The sequence below is a fragment of the Pseudorhodobacter antarcticus genome (assembly GCF_900110135.1).
Taxonomy (GTDB): domain Bacteria; phylum Pseudomonadota; class Alphaproteobacteria; order Rhodobacterales; family Rhodobacteraceae; genus Pseudorhodobacter; species Pseudorhodobacter antarcticus.
The window spans coordinates 116,717-138,324 of sequence record NZ_FOCO01000007.1 but is presented as its reverse complement, the minus strand read 5'-3'; the positions used below and the strand labels follow the sequence as shown (position 1 = coordinate 138,324).

15 protein-coding genes and 1 pseudogene are annotated in these 21,608 nt (G+C 59.5%); 7 read left to right on the top strand and 9 right to left on the bottom strand.

Annotated features, from left to right (window positions below; genetic code table 11):
• Positions 1-63 precede the first annotated feature (63 nt).
• The 4 genes from BMY36_RS05385 to BMY36_RS05370 all read left to right on the top strand — a co-directional run bounded on the left by BMY36_RS05385 (position 64) and on the right by BMY36_RS05370 (position 4,961).
• Positions 64-666 (top strand): superoxide dismutase, encoded by a 603-nt coding sequence (locus BMY36_RS05385; protein ID WP_050519111.1) that lies wholly within the window; start codon positions 64-66, stop codon positions 664-666.
• Positions 667-724: 58 nt separating this feature from the next.
• On the top strand, positions 725-1,675 hold the full coding sequence (rarD, locus tag BMY36_RS05380; protein WP_231579680.1) for an EamA family transporter RarD: 951 nt from the start codon (positions 725-727) through the stop codon (positions 1,673-1,675).
• A gap of 118 nt (positions 1,676-1,793) precedes the next feature.
• Complete coding sequence (locus BMY36_RS20180) at positions 1,794-3,050, top strand: LysM peptidoglycan-binding domain-containing protein (RefSeq protein ID WP_074818475.1); 1,257 nt, start codon at positions 1,794-1,796, stop codon at positions 3,048-3,050.
• 129 nt (positions 3,051-3,179) lie between these two features.
• Complete coding sequence (locus BMY36_RS05370; protein WP_050519132.1) at positions 3,180-4,961, top strand: ABCB family ABC transporter ATP-binding protein/permease; 1,782 nt, start codon at positions 3,180-3,182, stop codon at positions 4,959-4,961.
• Between the two features lie 14 nt (positions 4,962-4,975).
• On the opposite strand, the pseudogene BMY36_RS20740 reads toward BMY36_RS05370, so the two are convergent.
• The 4 genes and pseudogenes from BMY36_RS20740 to BMY36_RS05350 form a co-directional block, all read right to left on the bottom strand.
• A pseudogene (locus tag BMY36_RS20740) lies at positions 4,976-5,299 on the bottom strand (hypothetical protein); the annotation flags it as partial.
• A gap of 12 nt (positions 5,300-5,311) precedes the next feature.
• Positions 5,312-5,803 carry a calcium-binding protein gene (locus BMY36_RS20735; protein ID WP_050519108.1) on the bottom strand — a complete coding sequence of 164 codons (492 nt, stop codon included), beginning with the start codon at positions 5,801-5,803 and terminating at the stop codon, positions 5,312-5,314.
• Positions 5,804-5,948: 145 nt separating this feature from the next.
• Entirely contained in the window at positions 5,949-9,680 is a 3,732-nt protein-coding gene (locus tag BMY36_RS05355; RefSeq protein ID WP_083393776.1) for an efflux RND transporter permease subunit, read from the bottom strand.
• Positions 9,677-10,912 (bottom strand): efflux RND transporter periplasmic adaptor subunit, encoded by a 1,236-nt coding sequence (locus BMY36_RS05350; RefSeq protein WP_050519107.1) that lies wholly within the window; start codon positions 10,910-10,912, stop codon positions 9,677-9,679. The genes BMY36_RS05355 and BMY36_RS05350 overlap by 4 nt, the downstream gene beginning before the upstream one ends.
• Positions 10,913-11,234: 322 nt before the next feature.
• Between BMY36_RS05350 and BMY36_RS05345 the strand changes: the two genes are divergently transcribed.
• From BMY36_RS05345 to der, 3 genes are all read left to right on the top strand, one after another.
• Positions 11,235-11,894, top strand: coding sequence for a tetratricopeptide repeat protein (locus tag BMY36_RS05345; RefSeq protein WP_050519106.1), 660 nt, complete (start codon positions 11,235-11,237; stop codon positions 11,892-11,894).
• Between the two features lie 103 nt (positions 11,895-11,997).
• The gene (locus BMY36_RS05340; RefSeq protein ID WP_074818472.1) at positions 11,998-13,365 is read left to right on the top strand and encodes a PQQ-like beta-propeller repeat protein; all 1,368 of its coding nucleotides are present in this window, start codon (positions 11,998-12,000) and stop codon (positions 13,363-13,365) included.
• 60 nt (positions 13,366-13,425) lie between these two features.
• On the top strand, positions 13,426-14,904 hold the full coding sequence (gene der, locus BMY36_RS05335) for a ribosome biogenesis GTPase Der (protein WP_050519105.1): 1,479 nt from the start codon (positions 13,426-13,428) through the stop codon (positions 14,902-14,904).
• 10 nt (positions 14,905-14,914) lie between these two features.
• Here the strand turns inward: der and BMY36_RS05330 are convergent, their stop codons facing one another.
• The 5 genes from BMY36_RS05330 to BMY36_RS05310 all read right to left on the bottom strand — a co-directional run bounded on the left by BMY36_RS05330 (position 14,915) and on the right by BMY36_RS05310 (position 21,604).
• Positions 14,915-15,355: a GNAT family N-acetyltransferase gene (locus tag BMY36_RS05330; RefSeq protein ID WP_050519104.1), complete on the bottom strand. Its 441-nt coding sequence runs from the start codon at positions 15,353-15,355 to the stop codon at positions 14,915-14,917.
• Between the two features lie 25 nt (positions 15,356-15,380).
• A complete protein-coding gene (locus BMY36_RS05325; RefSeq protein ID WP_050519103.1) occupies positions 15,381-17,471 on the bottom strand; it encodes a dipeptide ABC transporter ATP-binding protein in 2,091 nt (696 codons plus the stop codon).
• 93 nt (positions 17,472-17,564) lie between these two features.
• Positions 17,565-18,722: an ABC transporter permease gene (locus BMY36_RS05320; RefSeq protein ID WP_050519102.1), complete on the bottom strand. Its 1,158-nt coding sequence runs from the start codon at positions 18,720-18,722 to the stop codon at positions 17,565-17,567.
• A gap of 13 nt (positions 18,723-18,735) precedes the next feature.
• Positions 18,736-19,818 (bottom strand): ABC transporter permease, encoded by a 1,083-nt coding sequence (locus BMY36_RS05315; RefSeq protein ID WP_050519101.1) that lies wholly within the window; start codon positions 19,816-19,818, stop codon positions 18,736-18,738.
• Between the two features lie 130 nt (positions 19,819-19,948).
• Entirely contained in the window at positions 19,949-21,604 is a 1,656-nt protein-coding gene (locus BMY36_RS05310; RefSeq protein WP_050519100.1) for an ABC transporter substrate-binding protein, read from the bottom strand.
• Positions 21,605-21,608 lie beyond the last annotated feature (4 nt).

The following is a 21,608-nucleotide window of genomic DNA, read 5'->3' as shown; positions in this document are numbered from 1 at the left end:
AGCCTCTTATTCGGGTTTAACCAATGAACTCACAAACCATCGACTTTCTTGAAAGGAAAACCAATGGCTTTTACTCTTGCAGATCTGCCCTATGCCCATGATGCGCTGGCCGCCCATGGCATGTCGCGCGAAACGCTGGAATATCACCACGACCTGCACCACAAGGCCTATGTGGACAATGGCAACAAGCTGATTGCGGGCACCGAATGGGAAGGCAAATCGGTCGAAGAGATTGTGGTTGGCACCTATCAGGCCGGGTCGGTCGCGCAAAACGGCATTTTCAACAACGCCAGCCAGCATTGGAACCACGCCCAGTTTTGGGAAATGATGGGGCCGGGCGGCAAGGCAATGCCGGGCAATCTGGAAAAAGCGATCACCGAAGCCTTTGGCAGCGTTCAAAAGTTCAAAGATGACTTTTCGGCAGCGGGCGCGGGCCAGTTCGGGTCTGGCTGGGCGTGGCTGGTCAAGGACAAAGACGGCAGCCTGAAGGTCACCAAGACCGAAAACGGCGTAAACCCCTTGTGCTTTGGCCAAACTGCTTTGCTGGGTTGCGATGTCTGGGAACATTCTTATTACATCGATTTCCGCAACAAGCGTCCGGCCTATTTGACCAACTTTCTGGACAAGCTGGTCAATTGGGAAAACGTGGCTGCCCGCCTGGGCTAATCCTATGATATAATGACTAAAGGCCTGCTGGGGGTGAACCCTTTGGCGGGCCTTTTTTATGCGCGAACAGGGGGCACGGGTGACGGAGGGGCAAAAAGGCGCTGCGGCGATGATCGGGGCCTGCGTGGTTTGGGGCCTGTCGCCGCTGTATTATAAACTGCTGTCCCACGTCCCCGCGCTGGAGGTGTTGAGCCATCGCACCCTGTGGTCTGTCGTGTTTTTCACCGTGCTTTTGGCGGTCCAAGGCCGCCTGTCGCATCTGCGCCCGCTGGTTTGGGGCAGGGCGGGTTTGGTGACTGCGTTTGCGGCGTTGATGATGTCGCTGAATTGGTTTTTCTTCATCTTTTCCGTCCAGAACGGTCACACGGTCGAGGCGAGTTTGGGCTTTTACATCTTTCCGCTTGTTGCGGTGGCGGTCGGTGTTTTGGCCTTTGGCGAACGGCTGCGCCGGGTACAATTTTTTGCAATCGGTTTGGCGACTGTGGCGGTGATCACGCTTGCGCTGGGGCTGGGGGTGACGCCGTGGATTGCGATTGTTTTGGCGGTGACTTTGGCGGGATACGGTGCGGCAAAACGCTTTGGCACTGCGGGCCCGGTGGTGTCGGTCGCGGCAGAGGTGGTGATGGTTTTGCCCTTTGGGCTGATGTGGCTCGCGTTGACCCATGCGGGCCACGCGCCACAAAGTACGGGGGCGTTTGGCCATGATACCCGAACCAGTGTGTTACTGGTTTTGTCGGGGCTGATGACGGCCACACCGTTGATTTTGTTTTCCTATGCCACGCAGCGGGTGTCGATGACCACAGTGGGGCTGATCCAATACTTGAACCCGACGTTGCAGTTTTTTTGCGCGGTTCTGGTCTTTTCAGAGCCGTTTACCTTTTGGCATAAAATCGCCTTTGGCCTGATTTGGGCCGCCCTTTTGGTGTATTCCGCCGAGGCGGCGTGGCGAGAGCGGTCTACCCGCCGGGCGGCGCGCATGACCATGCCCGTGCCCCCCGCCGCGCTGTAACCGGGCAACGGGCCAGCGTTTGATCGCGAAAACCCTACAAAAACCCTTGCTTTGACCGCGATATAGGGATGAGGTGCTGACAAAGGCCTATATCTGGGCCATATGGTCGGGGGTATTTATGGTCGGCAAAGGGGTGGCAGGCAAAATGGGCATCGGGGCTGCCGCGCTTGTGGTGGGGGGGCTGGCCGCAGCTTTGGCGCTGGCGCTGTTTTTGCGGCCGACACTGATCGTGCCGGAGGCTGCAGCGCCCGCCCCAGTGGCAAGCGCTGTCCCCGCCGCACCAAAACCCGTGCCTGCAACAGCGGCGCCTGCCACAGCGGTGCCAGCCACAATGGCCCCCCCGCGTTTTGACGTGGTGCGGGTGGAGCGGGACGGATCGGCCCTGATCGCCGGACGCGCGGCCCCCAATGTGGGGGTGTCGGTCTTGCTGGACGGTACCGAGGTTTCGGCGGTGATCGCCGATGGTGCGGGCGGGTTTGCCGCTTTGTTTTCGGTGCCCCCCAGCGACCAGCCCCGGCTGTTGACCCTGAAAATGCGGCTGGCGGATGGGCAAGATATTGCGTCGGTCGAACAGGTCGTGCTGGCCGCCACTGATATTGCGCCAGTCGTGGTGCCCGATCTGTCCGCCTTGGCGGCGGGCCCCACAGCCAGCGGGGCGACTGCGCCGACTGTGCCAGTGGTTTCCTCTGCGCCTGCGCAAATGGCAGCCCTGCTTTTGGGGCCAGAAGGCCCGCGCGTTTTGCAACCCTCACCGCCTTCGGACATGGCTTTTGGGATTGGGGCAGGGGCCGCAGATTTGGGGCCGGTTGCGCCCGTTGTGATTGATGCGATTTCCTATACCGCCGCGGGGGCTGTCAGTTTGGGCGGGCGCGGCATGGCGGGGGCCGTGGTGCAGATTTATCTGGACACGCGGCTTTTGGGCGGCTTTGCGGTTGGCCCCGATGGCAGTTGGGGCGGGGTGCTGCTGGGCATTGATCCGGGCATTTACACCCTGCGCGCCGACCAATTGGATGCGCAAGCCCGCGTCACTGCCCGGTTTGAAACCCCGTTTCAGCGTGAAACCTTGGCGGCCCTTGCTGCGGTGACACCCGCCGCAGCAGCATATACAGCCGCAGATGCTGCCGCAGATGCACCGTCAATCGCCCCCCCCAGCCCCTTGCCCCAGCAACCCGCCGAACAACCCGCCGAACTGCCCCCAGCCCAAACCGCCCCTATCACCGTCACCGTGCAGCCCGGCCTAACGCTGTGGGCCATAGCGCGCGAGCAATTCGGCGATGGCGTGCTGTATGTCCAAGTGTTTGAGGCGAACAAAGACCGTATCCGCGACCCCGATCTGATCTATCCGGGCCAAGTTTTCACGCTGCCGACCCCGTAAATCTGTCCCCCCTCTGGCCATTCCGTGTGGCCCGCGCTAGGAGGTGATGATGGGCAATTGAGGGACGTTATGCGCAAGACAACCACCACTGTGACCAGCGCCGATGCCCGCAATACCGAGGCGCCCGCGATGCAAACCATCCGCCGTGTGTTGCCCTATCTTTGGCCCACGGACGCGCCTTGGGTGCGCCGCCGCGTGGTGATTGCGCTGAGCATGCTGATCATGTCGAAAATCATCTCCGTCTCCACCCCGTTTTTCTACAAGGCGGCGGTGGATGCGTTGGCAGGCGAGGCGCCGAGCGAAAGCGCTTTGTTGATGTTTGGCGCGGTGGGGCTGACGATTGCTTATGGTATTGCCCGCCTCAGTTCGGTTGCATTTGGCGAGTTGCGCGATGCTGTGTTTGTGCGGGTCGGGCAGCGCGCCTTGCGCAAGCTGGCCCTTGAAACCTTCACCCACATCCACCGCCTGTCGATGCGCTATCACATCGCGCGCAAAACCGGGGGGTTAAGCCGGATTATTGAACGCGGTGTCAAAGGCGTCGATTTCCTGCTGCGCTTCATGTTGTTTTCCATCGGGCCGTTGATCTTGGAACTGTCGATGGTGTCGGTGATTTTTGCCGTGCTGTTTGGGTGGCAATATATGGCGGCGGTGGTGATCACGATCACGCTTTACGTCAGCTTTACCTTCAAGGTCACAGAATGGCGCGTGCGCATCCGCCGCCAGATGAACGACCAAGACACCGATGCCAACCAAAAGGCCATCGACAGCCTTTTGAACTTTGAAACCGTCAAATACTTCGGGGCCGAACTGCGCGAGGCAGACCGCTATGACGGTGCCATGCGCCAGTACGAAGTGGCAGCGGTGAAAACCGGGCAAAGCCTATCCTTCCTGAACTTTGGGCAATCGCTGATCATCACAACGGGGTTGATCGTGGTCATGGTCATGGCGGCGATGGGCGTGCAGGCGGATATACTGACCGTGGGCGATTTCGTTATGGTCAATGCCTATATGATCCAAATCACCATGCCGTTGAACTTTTTGGGCACGGTTTACCGCGAAATTCGCCAAGCTTTGGTCGATATGGGCGAAATGTTTGGCCTGCTGGGCCAACCGACCGAGGTGAAGGACAAACCCGGTGCGCCCGCGTTGAAAGTGGCAGGCGGTGAGGTGGTTTTTGACAATGTCCAGTTTTCCTATGACGCGCCGCGCCCCATCCTGAAAGGGATTTCGTTTACGGTGAAACCCGGCCAACGTGTGGCGCTTGTCGGCCCGTCGGGGTCGGGCAAATCCACCGTGGGGCGTTTGTTGTTCCGGTTTTATGATGTGCTGGGCGGCGCTGTGCGGATTGATGGGCAGGATTTGCGCGACATCACCCAAGACAGCCTGCACGCCCAAATCGGCGTGGTGCCGCAAGACACGGTGCTGTTCAACGACACCGTGCGCTATAACATCGCCTACGGCCGCCCCGATGCGACTGAGGCGGAGGTGATTGCCGCCGCCCGCGCTGCCAAAATCCACGATTTTATCATGTCGATGCCGGATGGTTACGCGACAACCGTGGGCGAACGGGGCCTGAAACTGTCGGGCGGCGAAAAGCAGCGCGTGGGCATTGCGCGCACCTTGCTGAAAAACCCCCCGATCCTGCTGTTGGATGAGGCGACATCGGCGCTGGACACCCAGACCGAACGTGACATCCAAGACAGCCTTTTGGCAATGGGCGAGGGGCGCAGCGTGATCACCATCGCGCACCGCCTGTCCACCATCGCCGACGCCGACCAAATCATCGTGCTGGAGGCGGGGCAGATAGTGGAACAAGGCACGCATGACGAATTGTTGGCCAATAACGGCCGATACAGTGCGATGTGGGCGCGCCAATCGTCCGAGGAAGAGGCGCAGGCCAAATCCGCGTAACCGGCCAAAACCGCTTAGCGCGGCAAAGGGGCCAGAATGATTTGTCCCGGCGTCAGCGCTTGGCCCCCGATCACATCGGCAATGGTCGCCCCGTTAAACATGATAATGCTGCCCGTGTTTGCGGCGTTCAGCGACAGGGTGATGAGTGGCAACACCTCACCCCCGCTGGCGTCAAACTGGGGGGCATATTGCACCTCCAGCGTATCGCCGGGGGTGTAATCATTGATCTGTGACGGGGCGGTGATATCGGGGCGGGCGTAATCGACCACAAACGTATCATCGCCCGCGCCGCCAAACAGCATGTCCGCCCCCGTGCCGCCGCGCAGATTATCATTGCCCGCATCGCCGTGCTACACATCGTTGCCGCCATTGCCAATCAGCGTGTCGGTGCCATCGCCGCCAAACACCGTGTCAAACCCAATGCCCGCGTCGATGCTGTCATCGCCCGCGCCCCCGTAGGCCAGATCACGACCATCGCGCAGGTTCATGCTGTCATCGCCAGCACCGCCTTCGACGTAGTCATTGCCAAGGCTGCCGTCCAATGAGTCGTCCCCATCGACCAAAAACCACGCCAAGGCGCTGCGACCTTCGGCTGACAGATCATTCGCGCCATCGGTGCCATTCACCACCTCGGTATAAAGTGTGGCGTCAAATTCATCTGGATCGGCGACACCACTTGGGGGTGTTGCTGCGTCTGTAATTGGTGCTGTGTCTGACGCGCCTGCCGGGTCGGCTGCGGGCACTGCATCTTCGGGCGTGTCGTCATTGTTGTTAAAAAGACCCAAATCAAGGCTAAGTGTGCCCAAAAACAGCAGCATAAACGGGGCGAGAACAGGATCCATGAAACAATAACCTTTTTCCAAAAGGGGGGCGGCGATTGTTTCCAGATGTCGTTCAATCTTGATTTAATTTTGGCACATCTGCGGCAGTTTTGGGATGGGGCGCGCGGGATTATCCACGCGCCCCTGATGTTTCCCTGCGCCCGCGTTATTCCGCCGCGCGCAAGGGCGGCATGCCTTGCGTTGGCACCCGGCCCGTATTTGCGTCTGCATCAGTTGCAGGCGGTACGGCAGGCGGTTCGTCATCCCAGACCAGCAACACCGACCGCAGTTTGCGTGCCGCGCGGTTCAACGCGATATCGCGCGCCGCTTCACTGCTTGTGCCGCGTGACAGGGCCGAAATCGCGGCCACACTGCGATATGCGCCAATGCTGAACCACACCCGCAGCGCCAACAGCGCAGGGGTAAAGATCAGCGTCAGTACGGTCGCGATGCCAAGGCCAAACACCACCGCCGTTGCCAGCTGTTTCCACCACATCGCGGTTGGACTGTCGATGGAATAGCCGCCGCCAATGAAATCAAGGCTTAACCCGAACATCATCGGCGCAAGCCCCGCCATGGTGGTGATCGTTGTCAGCAAAACCGGGCGGATGCGCTGTTCGGCGGTGCGAATGATCGCCTCAATCTTGGGCATATAGCGGCTGAAATCTTGATAGGTGTCGATCAACACAATGTTGTTGTTCACCACAATCCCCGCCAGCGCGACAATTCCTGTACCGGTCATGATGATGCTGAATGTTTGGTCCATCACCAACATCCCGATCAACACGCCTGTGGTGGACAACACCACCGCGATCAGCACCAAGAACGCGTTGTAAAAGCTGTTAAATTGCGCCAGCAGAATGATGAACATCAACCCCAGCGCGCCTGCAAAGGCTTTTGCCAAAAACGCGCCGCTTTCGGCCTGTTCCTCTTGGTCGCCGGTCCATTCCCATTCCACACCTGTGGGCAAAGGTTTCGCCTCGGTCAACCATTTCGTCAGCACGGCGATGCGTTCATTGGCATTGATCGGCTCAATAATCAGGTCGTCTTTTGCCACACCGGCCAGCGGTTTGGTCATGCTGACCAGATCATAGCCAAAATCGCCCCCCTCCAGAAAGGCGGTTCCCGTGGCATCCGCCGCGCGCGCACTGGCGGTGCCAATGATCGGCCCATCTGCGGTTTCTTTCAAAGCAACAAAACCCGGCGTCACATCGGCCTTGATGTCAAAATAGCGGGTTTGATCGACGCGGTCGATGCGCCCCAGCTTTTGCACGGGCGTGCGGGTGATGAAGTTAGACAAAGGCACCAACCCATCGCGCGTGCGCAGTTTCAGCGTGTCCAGCGTGGACAACACGCGGTATTCTTCGGGCAAGCGCACGCGGATTTCAATTTCCTCGTCCGAACTGTCCACCCGCATCGTGTCCAGCAAAATCCCGCGCGTGACCAGCTGCACCATGCCGCCCACAGTCGCCACATCCGCGCCAAACCTCCCGGCCTTTTCCACATCAACATCAATTTGCCAGTCAATGCCGGGCAGGGGCAGCGTATCCTCCATCCCGAAAATCGCGGGCATCGTTTCCATCTTGGTGCGCACCAGCTTGATGCCTTCGGCGATCTGGGTGAAATCATCGCCCTTCAGGCGCAGATGGATCGGCTTGCCACCCGCAGGCCCGCGACTTTGGCTTAACGCCTCGGTTTGGATGCCGGGAATGGTTGCCAATTCCGCCAGTATTTTTGCCAACACCACATCGCCGTCCAATTCGGGTTGGTCGGCGCGGTCGGCCCATGGGATCATCTCCACCTGCACCTGACCCACTGTGTCCAGTGGTGCCGTGGCCCCACCGTTGTTGGAATTCAGGCCCCCAGCGCCCGCAAAGGCGAACACGCTGTCCACGCCTTTGGTACGTAAAATCACTGCCTCCACCTGCCGCAGCAAATCGTCCTTTTCCGTCAGTGACAGATTTCCACGCGCACGGACGTACACAATCGCCTGCTCAGTTTCGGATTCCACGAAAAACTCCACCCCTTTGGAATGGGTTCCGAAATAGGAAAAGGTGAAACCAACGAACATCAAAACCGCAACAATCGACACGACCGGCATCACTGGATTGCCCGCAATCACCTTGGTGAAATAGCCAAACGGCGTGCGCCGATAGCTGCCAACAATCTTGCGCGGTTTCGCCGGGCGCTGCGCCGCTGTCAAAGTGATCGACGATACAACCGCCCCCAGAATGAACAACAAAGCGCCGGGCAGCACCGCAAGCGCCCCGGTCGGGGCCGCCGCGCCCAACAAATAGGCCGGGTTCAATGCCTGCATCGCCCCCAAAAATATCATGTACATCGCAGGCACCACCAGTGCCGCGCGCACCCAATAGGGCAGGGGCAACAGCATTGCTGCGGCACCGTCAAACCGGCGGCTGATGCGCCCCGACACGCCGCCCAGCACGGGCAAATACACCAGCGCCACGATCAAACTAGCTGACAGAACAAAGATCAGCGTGACGGGCAACATGCCCATAAATTCACCCGGAACGCCGGGCCAAAACAGCATCGGCAAGAACGCGCAAAGCGTGGTTGCGGTCGACGATACCACCGGCCAAAACATCCGTTTTGCGGCCTCGGTATAGGCGGCCATCGGCCCTGCACCTTCGGCGATGCGGGTGTCGGCATATTCCACCACCACAATGGCACCGTCCACCAACATACCCACGGCCAAAATCAGGCCGAACATCACAATGTTGGACACGGTGATCCCCATCACCGCCAGCAACACGAAACACAGCAAAAATGATGTGGGAATCGCAAACCCCACCAGCAACGCCGACCGTGTGCCAAGCGAGGCCAATACCACAATCATCACCAGCGCAATCGCGGTCAAAACCGACCCTTCCAATTGCCCAACCATGCTTTCCACTTGGCTTGACTGGTCCAATGAGGCGCGCACTTGCACGGCCTCTTGCATCTCCTGCGGCCAGCTTGTGCGCTCCAACTCCACTTGCCGGCGGACCTCAGCGGCGGTGTCGATCAGGTTGAACCCTTTGCGCTTAACCACTTGAATGGCCACCGTCGTTTCGCCGTTAAAGCGGGCGGTGCCCATCCGGTCCTCAAACGTCAAGCGAATATCGGCCAGATCGCCCAGCGTCACCACGCGGTCGCCGTTCACCTTGACGGGCAGCGCATAAACCTGCGCGGGTGTGTTGAACGACGATGGAATTTTCACAGCATAGGCGCTGTTGGGGGTTTCCACCTCACCCGCCGCGATCAATTGGTTATTGTTGCGCACCACCGAAATCAGGTCTGCGGCAGTGACGTTATACGCCTCCAGCCGTAGGGGGTCGATTTCCACCTCCAACATCTCATCGCGGTGGCCGGCCAATTCGGCCTTCAACACCGCGTCCATGCCTTCAATCCGGTCCTGCATCGCGGTGGCCGCGCGCAGCAGCGTGCGTTCGGGCACATTACCCGTCAGCGCCACGATAATGATGGGAAATTCGGAAAAGTTGATTTCGTTGATCGAATATTTATCGGCCCCGGCGGGAAACTTCGCCTCGGCGGTGTTCATCTTGTCGCGCACATCGGCGATAACTTTGGTCTTGTCCCAGCCAAATTCAAATTCCAGCGCGATCCCGCTATAGTTTTCCGATGCGGTGCCATTCATGGATTTCAATCCATCAAGGCCCGACAGCTCCGTCTCCATCACTTTGACCAACAAAGTCTCACTGTCTGCCGCCGAAATGCCGGGGAAGGGGACCGATACGAACAGCGCAGGAATTTCAATATCCGGCTCGCCCTCTTTGGGCAGGGTGGTATAGGCGAACGCGCCGACCAGCACGGACAAGATCACAAAGGCAACCACCATGCGGGCCCGGTTTGCGGCCCAATCAATAATCCCGATCATGGTGTCGGCTCCTTAAAGGTCACATCCACGGCGACGCCGTCGGTGACAAATTCCTGGCCCACCACAATGACATCGACGCTGTCATCAAGCCCTGTCACCCAAACCCCGTCCACCGTATCGCGCAACAAAGTCACGGGCACGAACACCGCGCGGCTGTCTGCGTCCACCACGCGCAGGCCCAACCGACCGTCGTCGTTCAACGTCAACGCCGATCCGGGCAGCAAATGCGCAGGCTTACCTTCCACCGCGATCATCAATTCGGCGGTTTGCCCGTCCCGAATGGTCAACGCCTCATTCGCGACAGTCACCTCCACCCGAAAGGTGCGGGTCGCGGGGTCCGCAGACCGCGACAGGAACGTTACCCGTCCCGCCGTTTCTGCCCCCGATGCAAGGCGCGCGCGCGCCATTGCGCCCACGCTGGCCTTGTCCACATCCGTTTCGGCCAAAAACCCCACCAGCTTGATCGGGTCCAATTGGATCACGGTCGCGCAGGGCGCACCGGGTTGCAACAATGCGCCCAGTTCCGCCGTGTCGGTTTCCAACAAACCGTCGAATGGCGCGGTCAGGGTCAAACGGCCAATTTCGCGCGCGGCCATTTCCACCGCCGCCTCTGCCGCCAAAACGCCAGACGCCGCCGCACTGACGCCCGATTGCGCGGAATTGACGCCTGCGCGGGCACTTTCCACCGCCGCTGTGGTCGCGGCCACCCGCGTGTCGGATGCAAACCCACCTTTGGCCAGTTGCACCGCTGCTGCGCCGTTGATTTCGGCCTCGGTCAAACGTGCCGCCGCTTCAACGGCCCGCGCTTCGGCCTCGGGCAACCGACTTTTCGCCTCCAACAAGCGCTGTTCAAACTCTTTTAATTGCGCGGCACGGGTGCCGGTGTCCAGCACGCACAACGGCTGGCCCGCCGTCACATAGGCCCCGCGCCGCAACGGTTCGGACACCACAAGCGCGGATGTTTCTGATTTCACCTCCACTTGGCGCGCGGCTTCCGTCCGGCCGCGTGCCAAAATGATGTTATCCACTGACTGGGCCGCGCTGCGCTGCACCAAGACTGAGACATGGCGCTCGGGTGCTGCCTCTGCTGCGGGGGGGGCGTTGTCGGCTGCATCGGTGGCGGGGGCAGTCTGCTCCCCGGTGGCAAAGGCGATCAGCCGGTCACGTTGAAACACAAGGAAAAACAGGGCCAGCGTGACCAGAACGGCGGTAATAATGGGAACGATGCGCATTGTTTGTCGTGTCCTTAGGATCGGTTGAAATCTCCACTGACCGGGCAAATGCCGGGTGGGGCAGGGGGTGCGCATCATGTTTACGCTTATTATTTTTACGCTAGACCATGTGGTTTAGATTAAACTTTCTGGCCCCATGCCGCAATATACGGTGGTTTTGGTCGGGGTATCACAGCACAACCGCAAATGCGCAGTCAAATCTGCGCCAAAGAGGCGAAAAAATTGGCCCAACCAAGGGCGCAGGCCCGCCAAGCACAGGGGCAGGGCTTGGCAAGGCCACAGGCTTGCGTGTAAGACGGGTGCAAAGATTAGGGAGACAAGCGTGAGCAATCCAGACAGCTTTATCGACGAGGTCACCGAAGAGGTCCGCCGCGACCGCTTGTTCATGCTGTTTCGTAAATACGGATGGATCGCACTACTGCTGGTGGTGGTGATCGTGGGCGGTGCGGCCTACAGCGAATGGCAAAAGGCCAACCGCGCCACCGCGGCCAAGGCATTTGGCGACACGCTGCTGACGGCGCTGGACCAACCCACCCCCGCCGAACGCCGCACAGCCCTTGCGGCGGCCGAAAGTGCCGCCAATGGCGTGCCTAGCAAATTGGCTTTGCAAAAAATGCTGGTGGCGTCCGATCCTGCGGGTGACAAAGCGGCCACATTGGCAGCCCTTGCCGCCGTGGCAGCCGACACGACCATCGACCAAAACTACCGCGATTTGGCGGTGCTGCGCGGTGTGATCGTGGCGGGCGCGGACCAAGACGTGGCCACCCGGCGCGCGGCGCTGGAACCCTTGACCATTCCGGGCCGCCCGTTCCGCACCCTCGCACTGGAACAACTCGCGTATTTGCTGGTCGAGGCGGGCGATATCGACGCCGCGATCACCCAATTGCGCGCGCTTTCAGCCGACCAAGAGGCGCCCACAGGCTTGCGCGGGCGTGCCGGCCAAATGATCACTGCCTTGGGCGGACAAACCGCCGAAGGCTGAAACAGACGCCATGCGCGGGATGGGGTGGCCAAACAGGCTTGCTTTCACCGCGCGGGCGATGGAACATACCGCGCAACCGGCGCAGGACAAAGGCAGACAGCATATGACCTCTTTCTTTGACACGCGAACCCCATTGGGCAAAACTTTGGGCGTGATGGTGGGGCTGATGCTGCTTGCAGGCTGCGAAAAAGAGGTTATTTTGCAAGGGGAACGGTTTGACGCGCGCACCCCCTTGGCCCAATCCCTCGCGGTGGAGGGGGAGGCGGCACCGACCGACACCTTTGGCCAAATCGAAAACCAATCCTTGCCCATCAGCCTGCCCGCCGCCCGCGCCAATGCCGATTGGACACATCGGTCAGGTAACGCCGAACATCTGATGCCGCACGCCGCCTTGTCTGCGGCCCCCGCGCGGCTTTGGTCGGCTGATATTGGCAGTGGCAACAGCCGCAAATACCGCATCACCGCATCCCCCATCGTGGCCGATGGTCGGGTGTTTGCGATGGATGCCAGCAATGATATTTCCGCCGTGTCCACCGCAGGCGCGAAACTGTGGACCGCCAACGTGATGCCCGCAGGCGCGCGCGGCAACCCCGTATCGGGCGGTGGCATCGCCTATGGCGGGGGGCGTTTGTTCGCGACCACTGGCTATGCCGAGGTGGTGGCAATGGACCCTGCCACAGGTGGGGTGATCTGGCGTCAAGACCTTGGCGCGGTTGCGGCGGGCACGCCAACAGTGGCGGATGGCGTGGTTTATGTTGGGGCGCGCGATGGCACGGGCTGGGCGCTGGACGCAAAAACCGGCAAGGTGCAATGGCAAGTTACAGGGGCTCCATCGCGCACGGGCATCATCGCCTCCGCCTCTCCGGCGGTTGGGGCGCGGGCTGTTTTGTTCCCCAATGGGTCGGGCCAAGTGATTGCGGCGCTGAAAATCGGCGGCGTGCAACTGTGGTCCGCAAATATCGCGGGCGCACGGTTGGGGCGCGGCTATACCAGCGTAACAGACATTGCGGGCGACCCCGTGATTGCGGGTGATACCACCTATATCGGCAATCAAAGCGGGCGCATCTCGGCGCTGGAAACCACGTCGGGCACGGTCAAATGGTCCGCCCGCGAGGCGGCTTATGGCGCGGTGTTGCCGGTTGGCGGCTCAGTTTTCCTGATTTCCGATCAGGCCAAACTGGTGCGCCTTGATGCCGCCACCGGGGCCGCGATCTGGTCCGTTGACATGCCTTATTTCGACACCGACAAGCCAAAAAAACGCAAGGCAATCACCGCCCATTATGGCCCTGTGCTGGCGGGTGGGCGGTTGGTCGTCGTGTCGGGCGATGGATTGATCCGCATGTTCAACCCCGCCGATGGCGCGCTGACAGCCACCACCCAACTGCCAGGCGGTGCGGCGGCAGCCCCCGCCCTTGCAGGCGGCGTTCTGTATGTGGTTTCGGGCAATGGGCAACTTCACGCTTTCCGTTGACCGCCCATCCGTGTATGGCAACGGCTTGATGATCTGATATAAGCCCCCGGAGGGGCCAAGATGAGCTTTACTCTCGCCATAGTCGGCCGCCCCAATGTGGGCAAATCCACCCTGTTCAACCGCCTTGTCGGGCGCAAATTGGCGTTGGTTGATGACCAACCCGGTGTTACCCGCGACCTGCGCGAAGGTGATGCAAAGATTTTTGATCTCCGCTTTACCGTGATCGACACGGCGGGCCTAGAGGACGTGACCGACGACAGCCTGCAAGGCCGGATGCGGCGCTTGACCGAACGCGCGGTTGATATGGCCGACGTGTGCCTGTTCTTGATCGACGGGCGCGTGGGCGTCACGGCGACCGATGAGGTGTTCGCCGACATCCTGCGCAAAAAAGGCGCGCGGGTGATCTTGGGCGTGAACAAGGCCGAAGGCAAAGCCGCCGATGGTGGCGCTGTGGAGGCGTGGGCCCTTGGCCTTGGCGAACCCCTGCGGCTGTCTGCAGAACACGGCGAAGGCATCGACGATCTTTATTACATCCTGCGCCCCATCGGCGACGAATTTACCGAACGCGCCGAGGCGGATGCCCCCTTGGTCGATATCGACATCCCCGAGGATGAGGCGGACGAAGAGGCCGATCCAGAATGGCACAAGCCCACGCATGAAAAGCCACTGCAAATTGCTGTCATCGGCCGACCCAATGCGGGCAAATCCACCTTGATCAACAAAATCATCGGTGAAGATCGCTTGCTGACCGGGCCGGAGGCAGGCATCACCCGTGACGCGATTTCGGTGAAATCTGATTGGTACGGCACCCCCACCCGGATTTTTGACACCGCAGGCATGCGCAAAAAGGCTCGTATTTCGGACAAGCTGGAAAAAATGTCGGTGTCTGATGGCTTGCGCGCCGTGCGCTTTGCCGAGGTGATTGTGGTCCTGCTGGACGTGGAAATCCCGTTTGAACAACAGGATTTGCGCATCGCAGATTACGCCGAAACCGAAGGTCGCGCGGTGGTGATCGCCGTGAACAAATGGGACCTAGAGGATGAAAAGCAGGACAAACTGGCGCAGCTGCGCGAAAGTTTCGAACGTTTGCTGCCCCAGCTGCGCGGCGCGCCTTTGGTCACCGTTTCCGCCAAAACCGGCCGCGGCCTTGACCGTCTGCACGATGCCATCATCCGCGCGCATGACATCTGGAACCGCCGCATCCCCACCAACCGCCTGAACACGTGGCTGGGCGCTATGACCGAGGCGCACCCGCCACCAGCCCCCGGTGGTCGCCGCATCAAGCTGCGCTATATGACCCAAGTCAAAACGCGGCCCCCGGGCTTTGTGGTGATGTGCAGCCACCCCGATTTGATGCAGGAAAGCTATAAACGCTATCTGGTCAACGGCTTGCGCGACCATTTCGACATGCCGGGCACTCCCATCCGCATCATGCTGCGGGGCCAAGGTGACAAAAACCCGTTCAAAGATAAGAAGTTCCACACGCCAAGCCGCCTGCGTAAACACAAGGCGTCCAAAGACCCCGATCAGCGGTTCTGATTGGGGGGCCTTAGACCGGCAGGCTGTACAGGATGAAATCCGATTTGGGCGCGTAAGTGTCGTACAGCCGCCTGCCGGTGTCATTATACTCTTGGGTCAGCCAACGCACATTGGTCAACCCGCGCCCTTTTGCAAAGGCAATCACATGGTCGATCATCGCGCGCCCCGCACCTGTGCCGCGCACATCGGGCCTAACGTATAGATCGCTAAGATAGCACACCATCGTGCCGCCAAGCGATCTGTGCATCAGCTGATATTGCATAAAGCCAAACGAATTTCCGTCGTCATCAAAGATAAGATCACACCAAAAGTCATTGTTGGGGTCGAAAATCCAAGCCCAAACCCGGTCATGCCCCCCGTCGGGAACCGCCGTTTTGTAAAACGTGGCATAGTCATCCATGAACTGCTGCCAGATCGCGCGGTCAGTCGGTTCCAGCGCGCGAATTTTCATTTGGGTCTTCCTGTACAAACGCCCCTTACGTCTCTTTCATCGTAATCACCGGCTCCATCTCTGCCAGCACCGCATCCGACAAATGGCACTTTATCTGGTGTCCGGTCGCCAAATGCCGCACGGGGGGCACCTCGCGTTCGCACAACCCATCTGGCACTTGTGATTTCCAGCGGCAACGCGTTTGGAACGGGCAACCGGGCGGCGGGTTCATTGCGGACGGAATATCGCCGTCCAGCACAATCCGCTTTTTTATTACCTTTGTGTCGGCGATGGGCACGGCAGACAGCAGCGCCTCGGTATAGGGGTGATAGGGAGGCGAAAACACTTGGTCTGTGGTGCCAAGTTCAACCACATGGCCCAGATACATCACCATCACCCGGTCCGACAAATAGCGCACGATGGACAGATCATGGCTGATAAACAGCAAGGTCGTGCGGTTTTTGCGCTGAATTTCCATCAGCAAATCGGTCACGGCGGCCTGCACCGACACATCAAGCGCCGATACCGGTTCATCCGCCACCACGATTTTAGCATCGCCCGCAAAGGCACGCGCAATGCCCACGCGCTGCTTTTGCCCGCCCGAAAGTTGGCGCGGCATCCGGTCGGCAAATTCGCGCGGCAGTTTCACAAGGTCCAACAACTCCAGCATCCGGGCATGGCGCGCCGCGTCATCTGCGCCCTCGCCAAAGATTTCCAGCGCGCGGATCACTTGGCGGCCCACGGTCATCGACGGGTTCAGCGTGTCAAACGGGTTTTGAAACACCATCTGCACGGATGACACGGTATCAACCGCGCGCTTTTCAATCGGGGTGTCTTGAATGTCTTGATTGTATAGAAAAATCTTGCCGCTGGTGGCCGTTTCCAAACCCATCAAGACCTTGGCAAAAGTGGATTTTCCACAACCGCTTTCGCCCACAATTGCCAGCGTTTCGCCTTCGCGCGCTTCAAACGACAGGGTTTCGTTTGCTTTCACCACCTTTTGCGCGCCGCCGCCAAACAGCGAACTGCCTGACACTTCATAGTATTTGCGCAAATCTTCCATCTTCAGCACGACATCGCCAACCGGCGTTTTTTCCTGCTTTTTCACAGCCACCAAAGGCGCGTCCCAGTCGATTTCTGCGAACTTCACGCAACGCGAGGCGTGGCGATCGCCGCCTGTGTCGCCCATCCGCACTTCGCCTGCATCGCAGCGCCCCGCCTCAAAATAATCGCAACGCGGGCCAAAATTGCACCCGTTCGGGCGTTCATGGGGCAGGGGAAAGTTGCCGGGGATTGCGACCAGGGGCCGTGAGTTTTTATCGGCGGTGGGCAAGGGGATAGAGCGGAACAGCGCTTGGGTATAGGGATGGCGCATTTTATCAAACACCTCGCCCACATTGCCCGTTTCCACCGCCTCGCCGGAATACATCACGCACAACCGGTTGCAGACATCCAAAACCAGCCCAAGGTTGTGGCTGATAAACAGCATCGACGTGCCGTATTTCTTGCCCAATTCTTTGACCAGATCGACAATCCCCGCCTCCACGGTCACATCCAATGCGGTGGTGGGTTCATCCAAAATCAAAAGCGCGGGCTTGGACATCAACGCCATCGCAATCACGATGCGTTGCTGCTGGCCGCCAGACAGTTGGTGCGGATAAGCGTCCACGATGCGGTCGGGGTCGGGCAGGCGCACATCGGCGACGATCTGGCGGGCCAGCTTCCACGCGTCCGATTTCGACATGCCTTCATGGATCATCGGCACTTCGGCCAATTGCGCGCCCACGGTCATGGCGGGGTTCAAGCTGGCCATGGGTTCTTGGTAAATCATCGCGATTTCGGACCCGCGAATTTTGCGCAGCTCCTCCTCGCCCATATGGGTCAAATCGCGGCCTTTGAACTTGATGGAGCCAGCAACGATGCGGCCATTTTTGCCCAGATCGCGCATCACGGCCAGCGCCACGGTGGATTTGCCGCAGCCAGATTCGCCCACCAGCCCCATCGCCTCCCCCGCCATCACGGTGCAGGAAAAATCCATCACCGCCGGGATTTCGCGCAGCCGTGTAAAAAAGGAAATCGACAGGTTTGTGATTTCGAGGATCGGTTGGGACGGGTCCCATTCGGTGTTGGTTGTCATCTCACTCTCCCATGTCGGTGCAGGTCCATGCGACAAGCGCCGGGGGCTATCTGCCCCCGGACCCCCGAGGATATTTTCAAACAGAAAAAGGCATCAGTCTTTCATGCTTTCTTCGCGCAGGCCGTCGGCGAGCAGGTTGAGGCCGAGGACCAGACTCATCAATGCAATTGCCGGCACCACGGCGGGGGCAGGGAAGATGGACAGCAAGCGGCGGCCATCGTTGATGGTGGAGCCCCAATCCGGGCTTTCAGGGCTAACGCCAAGGCCGAAAAAGCCGAGTGTGCCGAGAAGGATTGTGGTGTAGCCGATGCGCAGGCAGAAATCGACGATCAGCGGGCCGCGGGCGTTGGGCAGAATTTCCCACAGCATGATATACCACGCGCCTTCGCCCCGCGTTTGGCCTGCCGCCACATAGTCGCGTGATCTCAGGTCCAAAACAATGCCGCGCACGATGCGGAACACTGTGGGTGCGTTGACAAACACCACCGCGACAAAAACATTCAGCAGGTTGGGGTCCATCGACCAAACGCCCAACGGGTCGGCGTTGAAGGCAAGGCCGGAATAGGCCCAAAGGCCCAGCACCAGCGTGACCCCGACATAAAGGTTGCGCCGGTTTGGATTGGTGAAATAGCGGCTGTTGAACAGCGTGACCAGAAAGATGATCGGAAAGATGAACAGCACAGCGGCAAGGATGGTTGGGATGCCGGTGTCGCGGATTTCCGGAGTGACCAGCAGGTAGAACAGCAAGATGACGGGAAACGCCAGCACGAGGTTGGCCAGAAACGACAGGCCCGTGTCCAGCTTGCCCGCAAAATAGCCCGCAGGCAGGCCAAGCGTGATACCGACCATAAAGGCAAACATCGTCGCTGCAGGGGCGATTGCCAGCACGCGGCGCGCGCCCATCACCATGCGGCTGAACACATCGCGCGCAAGGTTATCACCGCCCAAAAGGTAATAGGCATAGGTGCTGCCATCGGGGGCGGCCGTGCCCGGTGGTTTGTTTTTCATGCTGGACAATTGGCCCAGCGGGTCATGGGTGATGATGATATCGGCGAAAAACGCGGTATAGACCCAGAACATTACGATGCCAAAGCCGATCATCCCCACGGTGCTGTCAAACAGCTTGCCATAAAGACCAAGGCGGCGGCGGTAATGGATCGACACAGCAAAGGTGATGATAAGGGCGGCCCAAACGGGCCAGAACTGGATGATCATTCGGGCGAATATGCCGCCCCAGCCAATCGGTTCCATGTGGGGGTCCTCCTCAGGAAATCCGGATACGGGGGTTAAGCAGCGCATAGCCGATGTCAGAAATCAGCTGGGTGACCAGAACGACAATCACAGCAACAACGGAGCAGGCCAGCAGCAATTCGATATCGTTGTTGCCCGCCCCTTGCACCAGCGTCCAGCCAAAGCCTTTGTAATTGAACAGGGTTTCGACGATCACCACACCGTTCAGCAGCCAAGGAAACTGCAGCATGATGACGGTGAAAGGCGCGATCAGCGCGTTGCGCAGGGCGTGGCGGATCACCACGTCACGGAAACGGACGCCTTTTAAACGGGCGGTGCGGATATATTGCGCGGTCATCACCTCGGTCATGGAGGCGCGGGTCATGCGCGCGATATAGCCCATGCCATAAAGTGCGACAGTGATCACAGGCAGGCCAAAATTCCAAAATGTGATGTTGTCCATCGCACTGGTCGCGGTGCCTTGGAACAAGGTGCGCCCTTCAATCCAGCCCATTTCTGCCAGCATCGGTGACACGCCTGCGGTCGCACTTGCGAATATCACGATAAAGATCACGCCAGACACATATTCCGGTGTGGCAGTGGTCGCGATGGCCACGGTCGACAACACACGGTCGGTGCGTGACCCTTCGCGCATCCCCGCCAACACGCCCAGCGCCAGCGCAGACGGCACCATGACGATCATCACCCACAGCATCAACCAGCCCGTCGCCCCCAAGGCGCGGCCCAAAATCTCGGATACGGGGCGTTTGAACACCGATGATTGGCCCCAATCCCCTTGTATAATGCCACAAAACCGCGGTGCAGCCTCGGCCGGGGTGGCGCTGTCGATGCAGCGTCCAGTCACGCCCTCAGCGCCGCTAACCGTCCAGCCCGGCATCACGCCCAGCCATTCGCCATAGCGCACGACCAAAGGCTGCGCATAGCCGTTCTGCGCCAGCCAGCTTGTGACCTGTTCATCGCTCATGCGCACCGACCCTTCGGACCGGGCCAGTTTTTCAAGGTTGGGGGTCAGGTTGGTCAAGAAAAACACGATAAACGTCAGGCACAATGCGGTCAGCACCATGATCCCAAAACGACGCAGCAAAAACATCAGCATAGTTTATCCTTCCCTTGCACAGCGGCAAGAGTGGCGGGACAAAAACGGGGAATGCGGGCGGTGGGCGCGCAGCGGCGGTGGCACATCGTGACGGCAATGGGGCGGCGCATGGCCGCCCCTGCCAGTTCGATTACGCGGCGATCCACCACTTATAGTGGTGATGCTCAAACGTTGGGTGCATTTCTGCGCCCTTCACCTTTGGGTCATAGTGACGGTACAACGAACGCCAGTATGGCTGGATCAACACGCCTTGCTCTTGCATGATCTCTTGGATCCGCTTCATCACCACGCGGCGCTTGTCCGCATCCGCGATGGAGTTTGCTTCGGCCAAAAGCGTGTCAAATTCTGCGTTAGAAAACGCGGATTCGTTCCATGCTTCGCCCGTGCGGTAGGCCAGCGACAAAATCTGCACACCCAACGGGCGCATGTTCCATTCGGTCGCAGAAAACGGGTATTTGGTCCAGTCGTTCCAAAAGGTCGAACCGGGCAACACTGTCCGCTTGATCTTGATCCCCGCATCGCGCATCTGCGCCGCAACGGCGTCACAGGTGGCCGCTTGCCAGGCATCATCCACCGATTTCAATTCAAACTCGAAATCGGCCTTGCCCGCTTCAGTCAACATCGCCAGCGCTGCGGCCGGGTCGGTCACAACGGGTGGCAATTCAGCGTATTCTGGGTGGATCGGGCAAACATGGTGGTTTTCTGCCGTGGTCCCCAGGCCGTTATAGCCCAGCTCCAGAATAACATTGTTGTCCACCGCCATAATCAAGGCGCGGCGCACGTTCACATCCTTATATTCCTCGGCGTCTTGGTTGAACCGCACGGTCAAGGTAGAGGATGTGACAACTTCGCTTTTCGTCCAGCCAAGCCCGTCCAGAATATCGACGAAATCGCCGGTGGTCTGATAAGTCGAATCAATCTCGCCCGAACCTGCTGCGGCCACGGTTGCCGATGGATCGGTGCCAAGGTCGAGATAATCAATCTTGTCCAAATACGGCCCGCCATAGACGGCTGTGCCCCACCATGTGTGATCTGCATTGCGCACCAAGGTCTGGCGCAGGCCAACCTCATTGGTTTCTGGCATATAGGGGCCAGTGCCAATTGGGTTCACCGATGGATCGCCGTTGTCATAGGTCGCATGGACCACGCCTGCCGGATAATCCGCCATGCTAACAATCATCGCAATATCTGGCGCGGTCAGTTTCAGCAGCACAGTGCTGGCATCCACAACCGTGATCGCGCCTTCATTGGCGGTCTTGGTGTCTGGGTTAACCATAACGGCCATACGCCCGGCCATCGAGTTGCCTTCAACATTGCCATCGCACCAGCGGGTGATGTTATTGGCCACATCTTCGGCGGTGAAATCATCGCCATTCGACCATTTCACGCCCTGACGCACTTTCAATGTGTATTCGGTCGCATCGTCATTGGTGGACCAGCTTTCCAGCAGCATCCCGCGCAAGGATCCATCGCTGTTGTATTCCACCAGATATTCCAACCAACCGCGGGTAAAGCAAGCAATCTCGCTCCAATCCGCCGTGCGGGGGTCTTTCAAACCGCGCGTGCTCATTTCCATGCGCAGCGTGCCACCCATGACGGGGGTCGCTGTCTGCGCCTCTACGGGGGCTGCAAGCCCAAGCAGGCCATACGCGGCGGGGGCCGCCACACCCAGCGCACAGGCGCGGGTCAAAAATTCACGGCGGCTCAATGTGCCAGCCTCAACTTCGGCGGCATAGGCGATGGCCGCCGGATGAACGCCTTTGGCGGTAACGGTCGTATGGGTCATAAGC

Coding starts and splice junctions, on each gene's coding strand:
- BMY36_RS05385 (WP_050519111.1), top strand. CDS start 64: ATGGCTTTTACTCTTGCAGATCTGCCCTATGCCCATGATGCGCTGGCC.
- rarD (WP_231579680.1), top strand. CDS start 725: ATGCGCGAACAGGGGGCACGGGTGACGGAGGGGCAAAAAGGCGCTGCG.
- BMY36_RS20180 (WP_074818475.1), top strand. CDS start 1,794: ATGGTCGGCAAAGGGGTGGCAGGCAAAATGGGCATCGGGGCTGCCGCG.
- BMY36_RS05370 (WP_050519132.1), top strand. CDS start 3,180: ATGCAAACCATCCGCCGTGTGTTGCCCTATCTTTGGCCCACGGACGCG.
- BMY36_RS20735 (WP_050519108.1), bottom strand. CDS start 5,803: ATGGATCCTGTTCTCGCCCCGTTTATGCTGCTGTTTTTGGGCACACTT.
- BMY36_RS05355 (WP_083393776.1), bottom strand. CDS start 9,680: ATGATCGGGATTATTGATTGGGCCGCAAACCGGGCCCGCATGGTGGTT.
- BMY36_RS05350 (WP_050519107.1), bottom strand. CDS start 10,912: ATGCGCATCGTTCCCATTATTACCGCCGTTCTGGTCACGCTGGCCCTG.
- BMY36_RS05340 (WP_074818472.1), top strand. CDS start 11,998: ATGACCTCTTTCTTTGACACGCGAACCCCATTGGGCAAAACTTTGGGC.
- der (WP_050519105.1), top strand. CDS start 13,426: ATGAGCTTTACTCTCGCCATAGTCGGCCGCCCCAATGTGGGCAAATCC.
- BMY36_RS05330 (WP_050519104.1), bottom strand. CDS start 15,355: ATGAAAATTCGCGCGCTGGAACCGACTGACCGCGCGATCTGGCAGCAG.
- BMY36_RS05325 (WP_050519103.1), bottom strand. CDS start 17,471: ATGACAACCAACACCGAATGGGACCCGTCCCAACCGATCCTCGAAATC.
- BMY36_RS05320 (WP_050519102.1), bottom strand. CDS start 18,722: ATGGAACCGATTGGCTGGGGCGGCATATTCGCCCGAATGATCATCCAG.
- BMY36_RS05315 (WP_050519101.1), bottom strand. CDS start 19,818: ATGCTGATGTTTTTGCTGCGTCGTTTTGGGATCATGGTGCTGACCGCA.
- BMY36_RS05310 (WP_050519100.1), bottom strand. CDS start 21,604: ATGACCCATACGACCGTTACCGCCAAAGGCGTTCATCCGGCGGCCATC.